This window comes from Terrimicrobium sacchariphilum, from assembly GCF_001613545.1.
GTDB classification, from domain to species: domain Bacteria; phylum Verrucomicrobiota; class Verrucomicrobiia; order Chthoniobacterales; family Terrimicrobiaceae; genus Terrimicrobium; species Terrimicrobium sacchariphilum.
The window spans coordinates 328,899-346,440 of sequence record NZ_BDCO01000003.1; the positions used below are offsets into that span (position 1 = coordinate 328,899).

Here is a 17,542-nt window from a genome sequence, read left to right on the forward strand (position 1 = left end):
GTTAACCAGGATCGGGCGTATTTATTACGTATGAGACCCTCATGAGAACACTCCTCCCCAACGCAATTCGCTCGCGCGCCTGCGGCTTTAGCCTGGTGGAAATCGTGCTCGCCATCGGTATCACCTCGTTTGCCCTCATTGCAACGCTCGGCCTCCTTCCGGTGGGACTCAACAGCCTCCGCGAATCCAGCACGCAGACCGCCGTCGCCAATATCTCCCAGTATATCCGAGGAGAGCTTCAGCAGATATCATTTAACCCCCAAGCCTCCTTCAACGTTCAAAACCTGAACTCGGCGACATATTACTTTACCAAGGATGGAGTGAAGACGGACGCCGGTAGCGGATACTATCAGGCCAAATTTGATCTGACCAATGGCTCCGTGGGAGGAAATACCTTTAACGCCACCTCGGCCCAAAATATCAAGGTGACGCTTTCCTATCCCGCGACAGCGGCAGCCGCCGCCCGAAAAACCTTCGTTTTTTCGCTGTTCGCCGCGCGGCAATCGAACCAGTAGTTCTCCACCCTGCCGTATGGCTACTGCACCATTTGCGCTGTCTTCTCGCAGCCGCTTCAGAAGGGCTTTCACCATTCTGGAGATGCTGGTGGCGACGACGGTGCTCGTTCTGCTCCTTACGCTGATCGCGAGCGTATTGAGCCAGACCACATCGACGATTCGGCAGTCGACCGCCCAGGCGGATGCGTTTACCGCGGCTCGTTCGGCCTTCGACCTTGTCACCCGTCATCTCGCGCAGGCCATCCTCAATCCCTATTGGGACTACGACAGCCCTACATCGCCCACTCGCTATTTGCGGCAGTCCGATCTGCATTTTGTTGTGCGTCAAAACACAAAGGATCCCAGCAGCGGTCAGGAGGTGTTCTTTCAGGCGCCCGATGGGTTTTCCTTATCACCATCCTATCAATCTGCATCTGGCCTCCTGAACGCCTGCGGATACCGTGTGGTCTATGGCAATGACGACGCCTTTCGGGCGACGTCGGCGTCTGCCCCGAGATGGCGCTATCGGCTCATGCAGAGCCTCCAGCCTGCCGAGAGTCTCCGGGTCTTTGATGATAAGACAGTCTCCAACCCAGCGTGGATACAGTCGGCCTTGACGACGGAACTTCCGGTGACTGAGAACATCATTGCGATGATTGTCTGGCCCCGCCTTTCCGCCGGGGATGATCCCACTGGAACGACTCTTTCCTCAGACTACCAGTACAACTCCCGCGAAAACGCCGCAGCCAAGCCGCAGCCCTCCACCGCCAACCAGCTGCCGCCCACGGTTCAGATAACTCTCATCGCCATCAGCGAAGCCTCTGCCGCGCGCATCGACACGCGATCATCGTCTGCACCAACAGAAATCGAGAGCGCGCTGGCGGGGAAGTTTACCCAAGCTTCCCAGTTTCAGCACGATCTCGACGAAGTTGCGCAAAAGTTAACCGCCAAAAACATTGCCTTTCAGATTTTCACGCTCTCGGTCGTCATGAAGGAGTCGAAATGGAGCCCGTGATTTTTCGCCCCCGCGCCTTTTCGATCGTCGAGCTCCTGGTCGTCATCGCCATCATTAGCATCCTCATGGCGCTCACCGTTCCAGCCGTCTCCTCGCTGATCGAGAATACAAACGTGACCCGCGGAGCCCAACTCGTGGAAAGCCAGATCCAACTCGCCCGCCAGCTCGCCTCCTCCAGGAATCGGCCCGTTGAGGTCCGTCTCATCAAGGTTCCCGCGCAATCCGCCACCGGGGTCAGTGCCATTCAACTCTGGCAGATGGACCCGCCGAGTGGCGCCAATGCCGCGCAGGCTCGCCCGCTGACACGCGCGGAAATGCTTCCGACGGCGATCTGCATTTCTGAAGACGCCACTGCGGCGTCCCGTCTTTTCGCCAAATGCGGCTTTACCAACTCGATCCCCTCCGGCTCGCCCCTTTCTGGCAGTTCCTACGCCGCCTTTCAGATCTTTCCCTCGGGCCTGCTCTCTCCCTACGTGGATATGCAGACGGCTTACATGACCGTATTGCCGACGCGAAATGCCAAGGAGACATCGCTGCCCCGCAACTACGCGATCATCCAGATCAACCCCATGACAGGAACTCCCAGCACCTACCGGCCATAATGATCCTCCCGACATTAGCAAGATCCAGGCAACGCGGCGTGGCGTTGGTGATTGTGCTCGCCATGGTGGCTCTCATCGCCGCCCTTGCCATCGGCTTTCTCAATCGCGCCGGGTCCAATCGCAGCGCAGCCGCAAGCTATGGCGCCACCGCGACCACCCGGCAGATCGCCGACAACACAGTCAATATCGTCCAGGGACAGATCAATCTCGCCACCCAGCTTCCTGCGGGTTCCGTGTGGGCGTCTCAGCCCGGCGCCATCCGCACCTTCAAGTCCGACGGCTCGCTCGACACCATCTATCGGCTCTACTCGGCATCATCGTTGACTGCCTCCAACTACAACGCCCTGGCGACCGATGTTCCCTCTGCCAACTGGGCTTCTGCTCCCGCGATTTGGGTGGACCTCAATGCCCCGGCAGTGCGCACCGGCACGTCCTCCCTAAGCTATCCCATTCTCGATCCGAGATCTCCGACAGGCTCCGGCCTCCTCAACCTCGATGGTTTTGCCCTGACAAATCCGCCGGGCTCTTCCAGCAGTCAGCCTGTTCCCATGCCAGTGCGATGGCTTTATGTTCTCCGCAATGGCGAAATCATCGCGCCCGACAATGGCGGCTCGGGACAAATAGCCACCTTTGCCAACTCCAACGTGAAGCCAAGCGCGGACAATCCCATCGTGGGACGCACTGCCTTCTGGACCGATGACGAAAGCTGCAAGATCAACGTCAATACTGCCGGTGATGGGACCTTCTGGGACACTCCCCATGTTGACGCCCCGGACGAACACAAACTGGCAAACAGCCAGCCCATGGCCCGGGAATTCAATCGCTATCCCGGTCACCCGGCCACCACTTCGCTCAAGGCAGTCTTTACGGCTCTGGGTGTCGATCTCGGGACCTACCCCTCGGCCATGGGGCAGACATCGAATCTCTTCAAATTGCTTCCTCGCTACAATGACGACTACGGCTCCAAGCAAGGCACAGCTACAACGACGGCCTCCTCCAATCCCGTCACCGCGAAATCTGGTCGCTTTTATTCCGGTACGGGAGAGATGCTTTTCAGCCCCGCGCGTACCAGTTCGGGATTGACGCTTTCCCAGACCGAGGTGGGGAAGTTTTTCCTCACCGCCACCAGCCGCGCGCCAGAGCTGAATCTCTTCGGCCAGCCCCGCATTGCCACCTGGCCCGTCTCGGAAAACTCCAGCGACAGCTATCGAACTCCCGTCGATCGTCTCATCGCCTTTGCCTCCACCATCAATGGCAAGCCGTATTATTTCACCCGTCTCAATCCCCGCAGCACCACTGTTGATATTTCCCTCAATCGTAATCAGGAGCTTCTGAACTATCTCGATCGCTCCACCCAGCGCAATGTACCCGGCGTCGGCAAAAGCTTCGTCGACAAATACGGGCAGGCTGAAACCCGGCAGATTCTCACCGAGATTTTCGACTACATCCGTTGCATGAACCTGAGGGATTCGACATTAAGCGAAACCTATCAATACGCTACCCGCTCGCCTAGCGCCGCCTCAAACGAAACCTACGGACTTGGCGAGGTGACGCCGAGCATTTCAACCAGCTGGGGTACGCAAGGTTTTGGACGATTTTATCGCATTACCGAGGTGGCGCTTGTATTCGTCGCCGTGGGGGAGGGATCCAACGGCTCGACAAGCGCCACCCCGGTCCTTTCTAGCCAGGCAGGGACGGTGGGCTATACTGGATCCCTCCCCGGTTTCACCCCGGCAAACTCCACGCGGGCCGTTCAGGCCTTCCTGGTCATGAACTTCTTCGATCCCAATTTCGGATGGAGCAGTCACTACCCCAATGCGAACATTACCGTTTCGGGGCTCAATTCCTTTAAACTTAACAACCAATCGATGGCCATGCCGGGAAGTGCATCGATCCCGCTATTTTTTACGACGCCTCCCCTTCACTCGCGCGCCTACGGGGGGCCTCTCGACTGGCGGGTTCTTCTCCGCAAGTTCGGCCCCAATTCGCCGCCGAAATCGGGAGCCTATGCGGAGTTTCCCTTCTACAGCAAGATCCTTGAGATCCCAACAGGACCGGGTTCCATGGATTTCTCCGGCGGCAAGCTGACCATCCAGCTCTACGACGAGAAATCGAATCTCGTTTCAACCTACGACATCGACTTTCCGAGCTACTCGACGCTGCCGATTCCATCATTGCCAGTTTTTCGGCAGTTTGGCGTTAACCTCAGTGACCTCAACGATCGGTTTGGGAAGGGCTCTGCCTTATCAAACAACTTCCCGACCACGCTTATTGATCCCGCTGATGTCGTCTTCGGTGTTGTACCCTCCAAAGCAAGCGGTGACTACCGTCTCCTGGCCAGAACCAACGTCCCATCGTCAGTGTTTGTCCGTCACCCATCCGCAGGAACCCAGGCCCAGGGTTTCGGCTTTGACACCCCGGTGCTGGAGTTTAGCGGCTCCATCCGTGGCACACTATACGATCCCGCTCTTCTCCAGAACCGGAAGCCCTTTGTCCCTGCCACCGTGCAGGGGGCATTCGTGGGTGGATCATCGAATATTCCGGGCGACTGGGATAATGGATTTGGAAGACGGCTCGATGGCCCCTTCATCAACAAACCGGATGAGGGAACAATCTATAATGCCGGTACAGAAGACCCGTATTTCAAAACGGACTACGGCGAAACCGCCATTGGAGCCTCGTTCTTTTCCGCCAATCGCCAGGTGCCATCGCCTGCGATGTTCGGCTCGCTCCCGACGGGGGTCCTGTCAATGAAACCCTGGCAGACCCTGCTTTTCCGCCCCGGGCCAACAGGGCATCCCGGATCGGATGACCCCAGGGATCACTATCTGCTCGATCTCTTCTGGATGCCCGTCGCCGAACCCTACGCTATCAGCGAACCCTTCTCCACCGCAGGAAAGGTCAATATGAATTACCAGATCCTGCCCTTTACCTATATCACTCGCAACACCGCTCTCCGCGCCGTCCTCAGTCCCGAGAAGGTCGCTCAGATCGGCAAGGTTTCCGGTGCCTACACCCGCGTAATTTCAGGCTCTGCGCGATCATCACTGAACCTCAATGACACGGACGGAACCCTGCGTCAGTTCAAAGAGCGTTTTTCACAAGGCGACATCTTCCGCTCCGCCACGGAAATCTGCGACATCTTCCTTGTCCCGTCCGGTTCATCGTGGACATCCGACTCTGCGGCGAGAACGGCGTGGTACGGAGACAACTTCACCTACGTGGGTGACAACCTCCGCGAGCGTCCCTACGCCACGATCTACCCGCGAGTCACCACCAAGTCGAATACCTTCCGCGTCTACTACACAACTCAATCGCTGAACAATCGCTCCACCAACCCCGCCGTCTGGAATGAATCTCTCGGCGTCGTCACCGGCGAGTATCGCGGATCGACCACGATCGAGCGCTATCTCAACCCCGCCGATACCAATCTGCCGGACGCCGCGACCGATACCTCGAATCCCTCACTGGAAGGCTACTACCGCTGGAGGATCGTCGAGCAAACAAGCTTCGCCCCCTGATAGCAGAAGATGGCTTCGAAAAGTTTCTCGTCCATATCTGGAACGGAATTCGCATTAGCCTCCGGTTTGACCGAAACCCGGTGCAGTTGCATCGCCTATTTCCGGAAGCGAACTAAAATGAAGCTTTCAGCATACCATTCGCGGTAGCCGGAGTCGGTGTTTGTACTCGCAATTAGCTCGCTTACGACTTGGTGGGCACTTCCACACAACCAACGCAGTCGCGGAAACTGCGTGCTGTGCTTCATGGAGCCTCTGTGGGGTTAGGAGTTCCACCACGATAATCACCACCGCTGGGAGCGCGAACTCTCGCCGCGGGCTGCCTGCGCCGGCAGAAAGGAGTCGCGAGGCGTAGGCTCGGACTCGGAGTCCGGAGCGGGTGGGTTTTCTCTGAGATCCAAGACGTTGTCGTCCGAGGGAAGCTGGCGCTGGCTGGATCGGCCCAGGGCGTGAAGCTTGAGCCGGCACGCCATTTCCGTGCGGGCCACCAACCTTGCGATGTCCCTGATTTCATGACCTTGCTGGTGGAAATGTAAAAGCTTCTCCACCTGTTCGGATGTCCACTTCTGGCAGGTCATGTCAGTCGTTGTTGATTTCGCGAAGGATGAAATCCGCGCTGGCCGCGACCGCGATGGCGGTGAGCCGACCCAGCTCCTGGAGCAGGGTCTCGGCATCGTATTCATCTTCGCCCAGGGCGGCGTGAATGTTGTGAAGCTGCTGGTGAATCATTCCGAGAGCTTCTGGCAGTGAGGTCAGTGATCTGAGCGGCGATGAGATCTTTTCTCTTGCCCACCGGATCCTGCGTCGGGCCGCTCGTCAGAGGGTATTGCCACGCGGACACGCCGCGCTGGGGCGTCTCGTCTATCTCGACGGAATTCCGCAACGCGACGTTGTGCGCCGCCTCGGAGTTTTCGAGTCAACCATCTGCCGGTGGCTCAAGGTCGTCCGCACCTATCTCCATGGAGCAGCCAATGCAGAGGAATTCATCTTTAGATAAGCCAATAAGTTCCAGCCGGAGCTATTTGGCTGGTATCACAGCATAGGTGTTGACGTTGCAAAATTGAATAATGCTATTATGTTGGCTGGTTTTGGGTGAAATTCCTCCTCTTAAAGAGGGCCTGGAGGCTCGTCGCCTAGTTGCTCTGCTCGTGAAGCGAGAGAGGCATTGCTGGGGAATCGAGGGGACGGAACCTAAGGCATGAGCCTTCCCTCCATGCATTTGGTATGGTTATGGACTGGGAGCGAGTTGTTATATGGATTTCGCGGTGCTGGAGATTGAGTGCGAGCGCATTCACTGCCGTCCAGCCCATGTTGGAGTAGTCCGGTCGTAGTCCCGAGTCAGTACCCCCAAAGGCATCGATGCGGCAGACATCAATGGAGTTGTCCAGCTTATATGGCCCGGTTTGAAGCCATTGTCCATTGGTTACGACTACGTCGGGTCGGCTTCTTTTGAGCCACTTTTCCAAGTTGCTAGACGAGAAATTCGATAGGGGAGGGAGGTGTGTGATTTTCGGATGCCGATACTGGAACGTGAGATAGGCGGAAAGAATTACCCAGCCGTGTCTCATCTCCTCGCGGTTGGACACAGCGAGTCCGATGCGCTTGTAGCCGCGAATTAGGAGTTCCACGAACATGGCGTGGAAGTCCTCGACGGAGTCGCGTGTGATATTAGTCAGCTTGGAATCAACGAGGGTCTGGCCAATCTCAACGGCTGCAAACTTTGACCAGTCAAACTTTAGGTGAAACGGTATGGTGGTAATGCCGGGCGAGATGATCAAACCGCGGATGCCTCGCGCCAGGATCTGCCGGGAGAGGGCTTGCTGGTCCCTTTCCGTGGAGGGGTACGAGAAGCAGTCGAGCGTATACCCAAGTTCCCGCGCGCGCTGTGAGGCGCCGTCGCAGATCTCCTTTAGCCACGGCATGGAGGCATATCGATCCTGGGGTAGATCGGCGAGAAAGGCCAGGGTCTCGCGGTAGATGGGCTTGTCCGGTCGTCGGGCATAGGCCAGGGCGTTGGATAGGCTGGGATCGCGCACATATCCGAGTTTCTTAGCGATCGTGAGGATGCGTTTGCGGGTTTCCTGGTTCACCCCTGTCGGACCTCGCAAGGCCTTCGACACGGTATACACACTCACACCCGCCTGTCGGGCGATCTGTCTCAGGCTCACGCGCATGTGCTAACTGTTAGCGTAAAGACCCGTTGCACTCCAAGACCAAAAACTGGAATCGTCGTCTCACCCAAGAAAACCGCTCTCACTAGCTCTCCCCCAGAGAAATTCCATGATGCCCGAAATTTGCCGTTCCTCTGCGCCCCGCCGCCTTGATCAGGGCTTTACTTTGATCGAAGTGCTTGCGGTCATCGTCATCCTTGGGGTGCTTGCGGCGATGGTGATTCCCGCAATATCCTCGGTGCGGGCTCGAGGGCATGCTGTCGCGTGCATGTCTAATCTGCGGCAAGTCGGACTCGGGATGGAACTCTACCTACAGGAAAATCGCGGATACTATCCGGAGATCTACGGCAAGGGTACGGAGCCGACAAAGACGTGGATGTGGAAACTGGGGCCCTACCTGGATTTTCCAGAAAATGCCATGGGACCCTCTCCCTTGGCCAAGGCGGCTGGGGTGTTCGTCTGCCCAGATCCATCTTTTAATCGCAAAACTCGTAACGCCTCCTACGCCTACAATGTCGCCATCGACTGGTCACCGTGGTTCTACCGGAAAAGCGCGGTGCCGGAGCCGCGCAAGACATTTCTGGTGGTTGAGGCCGATGTAAACAGCGACTACTTCTCACCCTTTGCGACGGCTGATGTCTCGCGACGTCACCCGGGACATACCGCCAATTTCCTTTTCGTCGATGGCCATGTCGAAGCGTTGTCTCAAACCATACCGGCGACTGACACCCGCTGGCGGTGGGGGAATTAAGGTTTATGGGAGGCTTTGTACAGTGAGAGGAAAAGCAGTGCCTCGGAGGCGTATTCATCACCGGCTGGCTTGGGGAGTGATCGGACTTGTGCTGGCGCATTGCTCTTTGCGGGCTGGAGACCTCGGGGCTTTGCAGAGTCTTTCCCCGGCAGCGGGAGGTAGCTTTGTTCTGGGCGATCTGGCGTTTTCCCTGGCGCATTTTGATTCGACGTGGAGGAGGGTCGACCAGACGGATTTCAAGACGGAGCAGGGCTATCCGCGTGTGGAAAACGGGGAGTGGAAGACCCGAGGCGCAATGAAGCTCTCCGACAGCAGCAGCCTGCTGGTGGAGGAAACCATAAGCGAAGGCCGCGATGGCGCGATCCATGTCCGCTACGACGTGGAGAAGCTGGGAGACATCCCGACGCAGGTGTTGTGTGTGACCACCTCGCTGCCGATAGAGGCCTCTGCAGGCCGGGAGATAAAGGTTAATGGCTCCCCTCAGGTGCTTCCTAACGACTTTGAGAACACGGTCCTCTTTACTGGGGTTGCGCGCGATCTGGCGCTGCCGGGTGCTTCCGGAGAAATTTCGGTGAATGGAGGCAGGTACGCTTACATCCAAGATGACCGTCGTTGGGGAGGGGAGGCGTTCCAGATACGCATCCCGCTGGTTCATGAGGGAGACGACTCCAGGTACTCGATCGAGTTGACCTTACGCGAGATCCCCTACGAGAGCTGGCCCGTGTCGATCAAGGAAAAGGTAAATCGCGGATGGAAGGATCCGGTCGCTGCGGACGGCAAAGGGGGGTGGACCGATCAGGGCCCTCTGAATGACATGAGCGTGCTGCCTTCCGGTCCCCTCAAGCTCCACGGAATCAATTTTGATCTGCTGCCCCAGGCCTCGCAAGATGAGCGCACCTGTCTCGTGCTCACCGGGCGAGAGTCGGGCAATGACGGCTTTCTGCGGGAGGTCGCGATCCCGGTCGAGGGGAGGTCTCCTGCGGCCCTGTATCTCCTGCACGCGAGTGCCTGGTTGCCGGATGGCAACGGGCAGGTCGGCTCGCTCGAGGCGGTATTTGCGGATGGAACGGTCGAGGAGTTCCCCATCCTGGCCAACCGCGACGTGGGGGACTGGTGGGGGCCTGTGCCGCTATCCAATGGCGCCGTGGGCTGGACCGGGCTCAACCAGAGCAGCAATGTCGGATTATATATTTCGCGCTTCGATCTGCCCGGTAAGCCGCTGCGGGAGATAAGGCTGAAAGGCTCGGGGCGCGCTCTTTGGATGGTCGCCGGATTGTCTGTTTCCAATGATCGGATCCAGCTCCCGAGTAATCAGCCCACTGTTGTCAAGGCCGGGGGGGAGTGGGTGCCTTTTGCCCATCGACTTGATATCGACAAGGGAAGCGTCTTTGACTTCTCGTTCCTGAACGAAGGCCCAGCCGGGCAATGGGGATTCCTCAAGGTCTCTCCTGCTGGCAGATTTGAGTTCGAGAAGAAACCCGGGGAGTTGGTCCGCTTTTGGGGTGCGAATCTTTGCTTTGAGGCAAACTTCCCCAGCCACGATCTGGCGGATCGTGTGGCGGATCGCCTTGCTCGGTCCGGATACAATGTTGTCCGACTGCACCATTACGATGCGGGTTTGGTGCGACCGGGGGGCAGGTCGTATGAATTCGACCCGGAGCGGCTTGATCGCATGGAGTACCTGATCGCCGCGTTGAAGAAGCGGGGCATCTATATTTCTATCGATCTGTATTCGATGCGGAAATTCCGCGTGGACGAGATTCCCGATCTGGGGCGCGATTTTGACCACGAGATCAAACAACTCATCCCGCTTTCGGAGAAGGCGTTTGATTCGTGGAAGCGTTTTGCCCAGGCTCTCCTCCAGCACGTCAATCCGTACACCGGCTTATCGCTGGCTGATGATCCGGTGCTGGTCGGGATATGTCCGGTCAATGAAGATTCTCCGCTAGAGCTGCCTCGTGGGGATGAACCCTTGGCGCAGCTTTACCGGCAGGCTTTTGAAAAATGGAAGGACGGGCAGCCTGCCGAGGTGGTCGCCGCGCACCCGGCTGCGGAGCTGAGATTCCTGATGGACCTGCACCTGCGCACGGATGATCGCCTGCGCGCGACCTTGCGGGATCTCGGCGCAAAAGCTCCCATCACGGGTGCGAATTTCCACGAATTGGAAATGCTCACCCTGGCCCGGGAACGCTACGACTACGTCGATACCCATATGTACTGGGATCATCCGCTCTTCGTCGGAGCGCTGTGGAAGCTGCCTTTCCGGTTTAACCAAACCAGCGCGGTCCGTTACGAATCTTCGCTCCCGCGGCTACTCATGCCGACCCGCGTGCTCGGGCGACCGTTTACCGTGACGGAGTTCAACTTCGTCATGCCCAACATGTATCGGGCGGAGGGAGCGCTCCTCGCTCCTTCCTACGCCTCGCTGCAAGGGTGGGATGCCATGTTTAATTTCGACTATGCATCAAGCGATGTTCGGCTGGACACCATCGGGATCGGAAGTATTTTTGATTTATCGACTGATCCTATTGGAATGCTGGCGGATCGTTTCAGCGCCCTCGTCTTCCGACGGGGCGATGTCCGACCAGCCACTACCGTAATCGGATTCGTACCCGGTGCGGACCGGATGTTTGGCGTTGAGGGGACTCGGCCCCGGGATTTTCCCCGGGAGTTCTCCCGTCTGGGCCTTGTCGCGAAAATCGGTGTGCTGCCCACGGTTGGAGGAGATGCTCTGTCAGTAAGGGCGAGGGTGTTTGATGATCCGGCTCTGCTCAAAGAGAAGGGCGGAGACAGTGATTATCTTGTCGATGGTTCCCTCGTCGCACGGCTCATCCGGGATGGCGTGCTGCCCGCGGGTTCGCTGACCGACAAGTCGGGCAGTGCGCTGATCAAAAGTGAAACAGGGGAGATCGAACTTGATCCGTCGCGCGGCATGTTTGCCCTTGCGACGCCGCGTAGCGCGGGATTTGTGCTGCCCGGAGGAGAGGTGGGGCGGGGGGACTTCCTCAGTGTTCGTAACGGTCCGGCGTTTGGCGTTTTCTGCGTCGCGTCTGTCGATGGCAAGGCTCTGGTAGAAAGCCGCCGCATCCTCCTCCTGCACCTCACTGATGTGCTGAATAAGGGAATGAAGTTCCAGGATTCGAATCGCCGGTTGCTAGCGGAACTGGGGGAGATGCCGCATCTGGCGCATCGGGCGTCGGCGACTGTGGAGCTGGCTTTGCCTGCAGGGACTTGGCGGGCCTGGAGCGTTCGTACGGACGGCTCCCGGGTCAAAGAGATTTCTCTCGGTGAAAAAGACGGCCGCCGGGTTCTTGATCTCTCTACCGGGCGAGGTGATGGCGCGGGGTTCTCGTACGAGATCACCCGGGAGGATGAGGCCGGTAGCTAACGACTTCCTAATACAACGCAAATCAACCAATCCAACTCCACAAACCTATGAAAGTAACCACCATATCTCATCGTGTCGCCATGTTGCCGGCCGTCCTGCTGGCCGCGGGATCCCTCTTTCTCTGCACCCAGGCTACCCATGCCGCGGCGATTTACCTGGAGACGTTTCCCGGCAATAGCTCCGCCAATGCCGCGATGAGCACGATCGGCTGGACCGCATACAAGGGCGCCTCTGCAACAAACATCACCAGCACGACGGGAGGCAGCCAGTATGTGGCCATCGCCAATCTGGCCGGAAATCCCGGACCTGCGATTGGCTTCCTCGCGATCGTCAATAGCGGGAGTCCTCAGCCGGCGGCCGAGTCTTACGCCACTTTCCAGACGGGACTCAGCCTGGCAAATCCCACTACGATTTCGTGGAACATGAATGGCAATGGACCCGCGTCCCCGTTGCGACTTCTCGTCCAGGTAAGCGGTTCCTGGTATGCCACGGATTCCACCTTTATTCCGACCAGCTTTACGAGCGGTGCAAACTTTACGAACGCACCGGCGCAGGATGTCTATCGCTCCTTTAACTTTACCACCGATAAGTCCGCGTGGCGCTCGTTTACCTTCTCCCAAGGCGTCGGGATGAGTGTAGGCAATACGACAATCTCCTCCGATCTGGCTTCGTCGACGATCACGGGCATCGGGTTTTACGCCGACCTGTCGTCGGGATCCGTCCTCCGTGTCGATCAGCTTCAGGTGGTTCCCGAGCCGGGCTCAGCCGCTCTGCTCCTTGGCGCCGGTGCGATGTTCGTCCTTCTCCGCGTTCGCCGCCGGACTGCCTAAGAATCATAGCGTTCAGCCATCCATGAGATTCCCGTTGTTTCTACTTGCCTCGGTCTTGTCTTCGGCGACATTGGTCCGAGCTGTCGATTCGCCTGTCATTGACGGGCTGCATCAAGACCTTGATCGGCGCTTTATCGTGCGCCCGCAAGGCTTGGTCCTCGATTACGTCAATACCGATGGATCGATCGAACTTCCCAAGGGCGACGAGCCAACACTCGGGAAACCCAACTCACTATCGTGGTGGACGCCGCTTGAGAACGGGCCTTTTCTTTCCGGGCTTTATCTCGACGGCGTCCTCATGCGGTGGCAGGTGACCAAGTCGCCAGAGGATGCGAGGGTCGCTCGGGAACTCGTGCAGGGATTGCTGAAGTGCGCCTCCCTCAACGATCAGCCTGCCTTCATCGCCCGGGGCTTTTACCCGCCTGAGAATACCTACTACCCGATCGGCTCGGATGACCAGACAGCCCCGTGGTTCTACGGTCTCTGGAAGTACCTGCAGACCGATCTGCCGACCGCGGGGGAGCGCAAGGAGATCGAGGCCAAGATTCTCTCCGTGGCCGATGCGCTCGCTCAAAACGGCTGGAAGATGCCATGTGCCGCGATAGGCGACATGCAGGCTGGTGAGACTCGGGGAGAATGGGCTGGCGGTGGTTATCGGGCCGTTTCGCGGCGGCTCTTTGCCAGCCGTATCGCTTACGAGATCAGTCGCGACGACCGGTGGAGGCAGGATTATGAAGCCGCGCTTACCGAGGCGGTCGAGGGCTCTCGCTCACGCATTGATATCATCGAGGCAGGAATCGATCTCGAGTGGCGTGCGCTGCCCCAGCTCGCAGTGAATCATCTTTGGATTTATGTCATTTCCCAGGCGATGGTTGCGGAACTCGCCCGCCTGGAGTCAGACGCGGCAGTGCGGGCCAGATATGAAACCTCGCTGCAACGCACCGCCGAGCGATGCGCGGGATTCGTCCGGGATTCGATGCAGGGAAATCTGGCCGACGCCAAGTTCCTGACCGACTGGCGTGTCATGAACGCCTCATGGCGGCCGCAGACGACTCCGAAGGAGGCCGTGGATCTCGCAATGGAGCAGCTCAAGGCCTGGGGAAACCGCGGTCGCGACCTGGAGGTGATCAATGTCCGTGAACCCGCCTGCGCCGCCTGGATTGCGTTTTACGCTCCGAAAAGCTCGGATACCATTGCCGCTGCCGCTTCGAAATTTGGGCGGTTTGTTCAAGCTGTGCCGTGGACTCGGTTGCATTCGTCCGCGGGAATTTTCGCGGAATCGGCCTGGTATCTATTGAATGCTCACGTCGGCTTGGGCGCGGGCTTGCCAAAGGCTGTCGCCGAGCCAGCGGCTCCTTCGAATGTGACGGTGTCTCGCATCGGGCAGAAGAATCAACGTGCCACCGGGCAGTTTGATTTTGCTGAGATCCCGACGGCGTTTTCTGGATATTCTCTCTATACCGTGCCGCGAGGGGCCTCGGATCAACCGGGTTCCGGCTTTGAGCTGCGGGCGTCTCACGATGGTCGCGCCTGGCTGCTGGTGATGCCCAAGGGAAATGTCGAGATTCCGGAAGGCTGGGAGCCGGCCGGGGTCACGATCAGGTGGAAGGCTGGCGACAATGTCTTCGCCGACCGCGTCTACCAGCGCGCGGTCAAGGCGGGCGAGACCATCGTGGTGCCGCCTTCGGAGGGAATTGACAACTCCGGAACCTACGCGATCCCGCACGCTTTGATTTTGGAGGGCAAGTAAATGGATCAGCGACTCGACAGCATTCGCTTCGGGGTAAACTACATCCCACGCGAAAACTGGTGGTATGCCTGGAACGACTTTTCTCAAGACTCGATCGCCCGCGATCTCGACGCCATCGCCGCGCTCGGTGCGGATCATCTTCGCATCATGCTGGTCTGGCCTTACCTTCAGCCAAATCGCGGCTGGGTGAGTCCCGCGCATCTAGATCGGCTCGATCAGCTCATGGTTCTCACGGCGGAGAGAAATCTCGATGTCTGCCCCGCCTTGTACACGGGCTGGCTGAGCGGCTGGCCCTTCCGTCCTGTATTTGATGAGGGCAGGGATTTTTACCGCGAGCCTGCCATGCGCGAGCCCTCCGAGCTCTACATGCGAGCCTGCGCGGAACGGCTGAACCAGCATGCAAACTTTCTCGGGTTTGATCTCGGCAACGAAATGAATGGCTGCTGGAAGACGCCAGACCCCCGCGATGGCGATCTCTGGATGGAGCATTTCCTATCCCTCGCTGAGGAGCTTTGTCCGCAGGCGATGCATGTGAATGGCGTCGATCACCAGCCCTGGTTTTATCCCGAGACGTTTACGCCTGGATTCCTCGCGCAGAGGCAGCGCCTTATCGCCCTGCATTGCTGGGTCGAGTTTACCGGTGCTCTCCAGCGCGGCGATCACAGGCAACGTGCCAGCGTGCAGTTGGTGCCGGCGATGGCGGCCTTGGCGCGAAAGTACGCGGGTGACATGGCCAAGCCTATCTGGCTTCAGGAGTTTGGTGCGACATCTCACTGGATGCCGGAGGCGGAAATTCCAGCCTTCCTGGAGGCTTCCGTGCGCGCTGCCGTAGCTGGAGGCGTGGGGCGCATCACGTGGTGGGCGAGCCACGATATTTCACCAAAGTTCCAGTTTCCTGAAATCGAGTATGATATGGGCTTGCTGGATACCTCCAACCGCCCGAAGAAAGTCGGGGAGACTTTCCGCGATCTGGCAAAGGAACTCTCCGGAAGGGCATTGACGATTCCGGATTGGGGGGGACTTCCGGAGTTGCCCGTTGCTTCGCCTGACAAGACACAATCCGAGCTCCATCAGCAGACCTGGCGGTGGATCGAGGAGGTGCAAGGCATCATCTCGCCGTAGGCGCGAACGCCCGATCGCTGCGTCGCCGCAAAATTGCGCCATGTGCTCTGCCTTTAGTTACTCGACCCCATCTTGCACCCGATGAGTGAGCGTCATCGGATTGCCCCGACCGACCGGATTCCCCTGGGCCAGAAGGTGGCGTTTGGTGCGGGGAATTGTGCGGACTACTTTGCCTCCGGTTTGACGATCGGCGTCCTGTGGATGCCGTATTTCAATATCGGTCTGGGCATCGATCCGGCGAAGCTCGGCCTCATCCTGATGGTGCTCCAGGCGTGGAATGCCGTGATGGACCCCGTCATGGGAAATCTGTCCGATAACGCCCGCACCAGATGGGGGCGACGCCGTCCCTTCATGTTTGTCGGGGCGATCCTCACGGCGGCGATCTCGCCCTGGATCTGGCGCCCGCCGACGGAGTGGGGGGAGAATGCGATGGTCGCTTACCTGATCATTGTCGGCATGGTTTTCTATACGGCGTTTTCGAGCTGGGCGATGGCTTATTATGGACTCCAGCTGGAGCTGACTCCCAACTACGATGAACGCACGCGCCTTACGGCCTGGATCACGTTGTTTGGCAAGCTGAGCGGTCTCCTGGGGGGCTGGGCAATGGCCATCCTCGCCGGTCCGTTGTTTGCGAATCCCGATACGGGTAAGCCGGACATCGTGCATGGCATGAAGGTTTGCAGTTGGTTCGTCGCGGTTCTGATCCTCGTCGTGGGTTTGCTGCCTGCCCTGTTTGTGAAGGAGCGCTACTACGAGGCGGAGACAAAGTTCCAGTCTCGCGAACCCTTCTGGCAAAGCATTCGCGAGTCCATCCAATGTCATCCCATGTGGATGTTGATCTCGCTGTCATTCTTTCTGGTCGTCGGCAGCAGCGCGGTCGGGACTCTGGGGCAGTACGTGAATATCTACTACGTCTGCCATGGCGATCTTGCCGTCTCCTCAATCATCACGGGATGGAAAAGCTGCGCGATGGTGATCACCGGCATCCTTTGCATACCGCTCTACACCTGGCTGGGAGAGCGGTATGACAAAAAAAACGTCGTGGGATTCATGCTCGCCGCGAGTTTGCTGGGACATGTCCTGAACTACTTCTTGATGACACCCAAGATGCCCTACCTGCAGATCATACCGGGGATATTTGAGTCCTGCGCCATTGCCGCCGTGTGGCTTTTCGTTCCATCCATGAAGGCGGACGTCGCAGACTATGATGAGCTCAAGACGACGCGGCGGCGCGAGGGCGCTCTGAATGCATTTTATTCCTGGTTCATCAAAGCCGCGCTGACCTGCTCGATGGGGCTCGGCGGGTTGGTTCTCAATGTCTCTGGGTTTGATGTTAGGAAAGCGTCCAATCAGTCGTCGGAGGTGCTCCACTCGATGCTGCTGCTTTATGTCGGCCTGCCGCTCGTCATCTGGGCGTGTGGACTGATCTTTGTCTGGCTATATCCTCTGGATAGGAAACGGATGATCGCGATCCGCCAGCAGCTGGAAGCGCGGCGTGGAGCGCTTTAGGGGTAACGATGGCACGTATCTATATTCTCCAAAATCCTTCACGACTATTTGGCGTTACGTTCGTTAGTTTCAATCTTTTGCCATGTTGAATTCTTTACCGCGCCACCAGCGTCCTGCGAAACTGAGCAGGTTCCTGTTCGGAGTTTCCGACTATCCGGAGCATTGGCATCCTGAAGAGCGAAGGAACGACGCTGCAATGATGGCGGCAGCCGGGGTGAATATTGTGCGAATGGCCGAGTTTGCCTGGGATCGGATCGAACCTCAGCCGGGGAATTTTGAGTTTTCGATCTTTGATGAAACCATAGACGCGCTCGGCACTGTGGGGATCGACACGATCTTGTGCACGCTGCGGTGCCGAGATATATTGGAACGGGGTACTGGGCCACGATAAT

The 17,542-nt window shown here is 58.2% G+C and carries 14 protein-coding genes; 13 read left to right on the forward strand and 1 reads right to left on the reverse strand.

What is annotated here, in order from left to right:
- Positions 1–41: 41 nt before the first annotated feature.
- The 6 genes from vccB (at position 42) to TSACC_RS21985 (ending at position 6,626) form a co-directional block, all read left to right on the forward strand.
- A complete protein-coding gene (gene vccB / locus TSACC_RS19170) occupies positions 42–515 on the forward strand; it encodes a Verru_Chthon cassette protein B (RefSeq protein WP_075081073.1) in 474 nt (157 codons plus the stop codon).
- 16 nt (positions 516–531) lie between these two features.
- Positions 532–1,509 (forward strand): hypothetical protein, encoded by a 978-nt coding sequence (locus tag TSACC_RS19175; RefSeq protein WP_075081074.1) that lies wholly within the window; start codon positions 532–534, stop codon positions 1,507–1,509.
- Positions 1,506–2,111 carry a Verru_Chthon cassette protein D gene (gene vccD, locus TSACC_RS19180; protein WP_237764032.1) on the forward strand — a complete coding sequence of 202 codons (606 nt, stop codon included), beginning with the start codon at positions 1,506–1,508 and terminating at the stop codon, positions 2,109–2,111. Before TSACC_RS19175 ends, vccD begins: the two co-directional genes overlap by 4 nt.
- A 38-nt stretch (positions 2,112–2,149) precedes the next feature.
- On the forward strand, positions 2,150–5,632 hold the full coding sequence (gene vccA / locus TSACC_RS19185) for a Verru_Chthon cassette protein A (RefSeq protein ID WP_169809711.1): 3,483 nt from the start codon (positions 2,150–2,152) through the stop codon (positions 5,630–5,632).
- A 573-nt stretch (positions 5,633–6,205) separates the two neighbouring features.
- Positions 6,206–6,379 (forward strand): hypothetical protein, encoded by a 174-nt coding sequence (locus tag TSACC_RS21980; RefSeq protein WP_153811535.1) that lies wholly within the window; start codon positions 6,206–6,208, stop codon positions 6,377–6,379.
- 76 nt (positions 6,380–6,455) lie between these two features.
- Positions 6,456–6,626 carry a hypothetical protein gene (locus TSACC_RS21985; RefSeq protein WP_153811536.1) on the forward strand — a complete coding sequence of 57 codons (171 nt, stop codon included), beginning with the start codon at positions 6,456–6,458 and terminating at the stop codon, positions 6,624–6,626.
- A gap of 136 nt (positions 6,627–6,762) precedes the next feature.
- Here TSACC_RS21985 and TSACC_RS19195 read toward each other — a convergent pair whose 3' ends face one another.
- Positions 6,763–7,797, reverse strand: coding sequence for a LacI family DNA-binding transcriptional regulator (locus TSACC_RS19195; protein ID WP_169809712.1), 1,035 nt, complete (start codon positions 7,795–7,797; stop codon positions 6,763–6,765).
- Positions 7,798–7,909: 112 nt separating this feature from the next.
- On the opposite strand from TSACC_RS19195, the gene TSACC_RS19200 reads away from it, so the two are divergent.
- The 7 genes from TSACC_RS19200 to TSACC_RS22805 all read left to right on the forward strand — a co-directional run bounded on the left by TSACC_RS19200 (position 7,910) and on the right by TSACC_RS22805 (position 17,541).
- The gene (locus tag TSACC_RS19200) at positions 7,910–8,551 is read left to right on the forward strand and encodes a prepilin-type N-terminal cleavage/methylation domain-containing protein (RefSeq protein WP_075081079.1); all 642 of its coding nucleotides are present in this window, start codon (positions 7,910–7,912) and stop codon (positions 8,549–8,551) included.
- A gap of 76 nt (positions 8,552–8,627) precedes the next feature.
- Positions 8,628–11,939, forward strand: a complete 3,312-nt coding sequence (locus TSACC_RS19205; RefSeq protein ID WP_237764033.1) for a glycoside hydrolase family 5 protein — start codon at positions 8,628–8,630, stop codon at positions 11,937–11,939.
- 47 nt (positions 11,940–11,986) lie between these two features.
- Positions 11,987–12,769 carry a PEP-CTERM sorting domain-containing protein gene (locus tag TSACC_RS19210; protein WP_084400680.1) on the forward strand — a complete coding sequence of 261 codons (783 nt, stop codon included), beginning with the start codon at positions 11,987–11,989 and terminating at the stop codon, positions 12,767–12,769.
- Positions 12,770–12,791: 22 nt separating this feature from the next.
- Positions 12,792–14,519 carry a hypothetical protein gene (locus TSACC_RS19215; protein ID WP_153811538.1) on the forward strand — a complete coding sequence of 576 codons (1,728 nt, stop codon included), beginning with the start codon at positions 12,792–12,794 and terminating at the stop codon, positions 14,517–14,519.
- Positions 14,520–15,641, forward strand: coding sequence for a glycoside hydrolase 5 family protein (locus tag TSACC_RS19220; RefSeq protein ID WP_075081082.1), 1,122 nt, complete (start codon positions 14,520–14,522; stop codon positions 15,639–15,641). It abuts the gene before it with no gap.
- Positions 15,642–15,722: 81 nt separating this feature from the next.
- Positions 15,723–17,150 carry an MFS transporter gene (locus TSACC_RS19225; RefSeq protein WP_075081083.1) on the forward strand — a complete coding sequence of 476 codons (1,428 nt, stop codon included), beginning with the start codon at positions 15,723–15,725 and terminating at the stop codon, positions 17,148–17,150.
- A gap of 82 nt (positions 17,151–17,232) precedes the next feature.
- The gene (locus TSACC_RS22805; RefSeq protein ID WP_075081084.1) at positions 17,233–17,541 is read left to right on the forward strand and encodes a beta-galactosidase; all 309 of its coding nucleotides are present in this window, start codon (positions 17,233–17,235) and stop codon (positions 17,539–17,541) included.
- Position 17,542 lies beyond the last annotated feature (1 nt).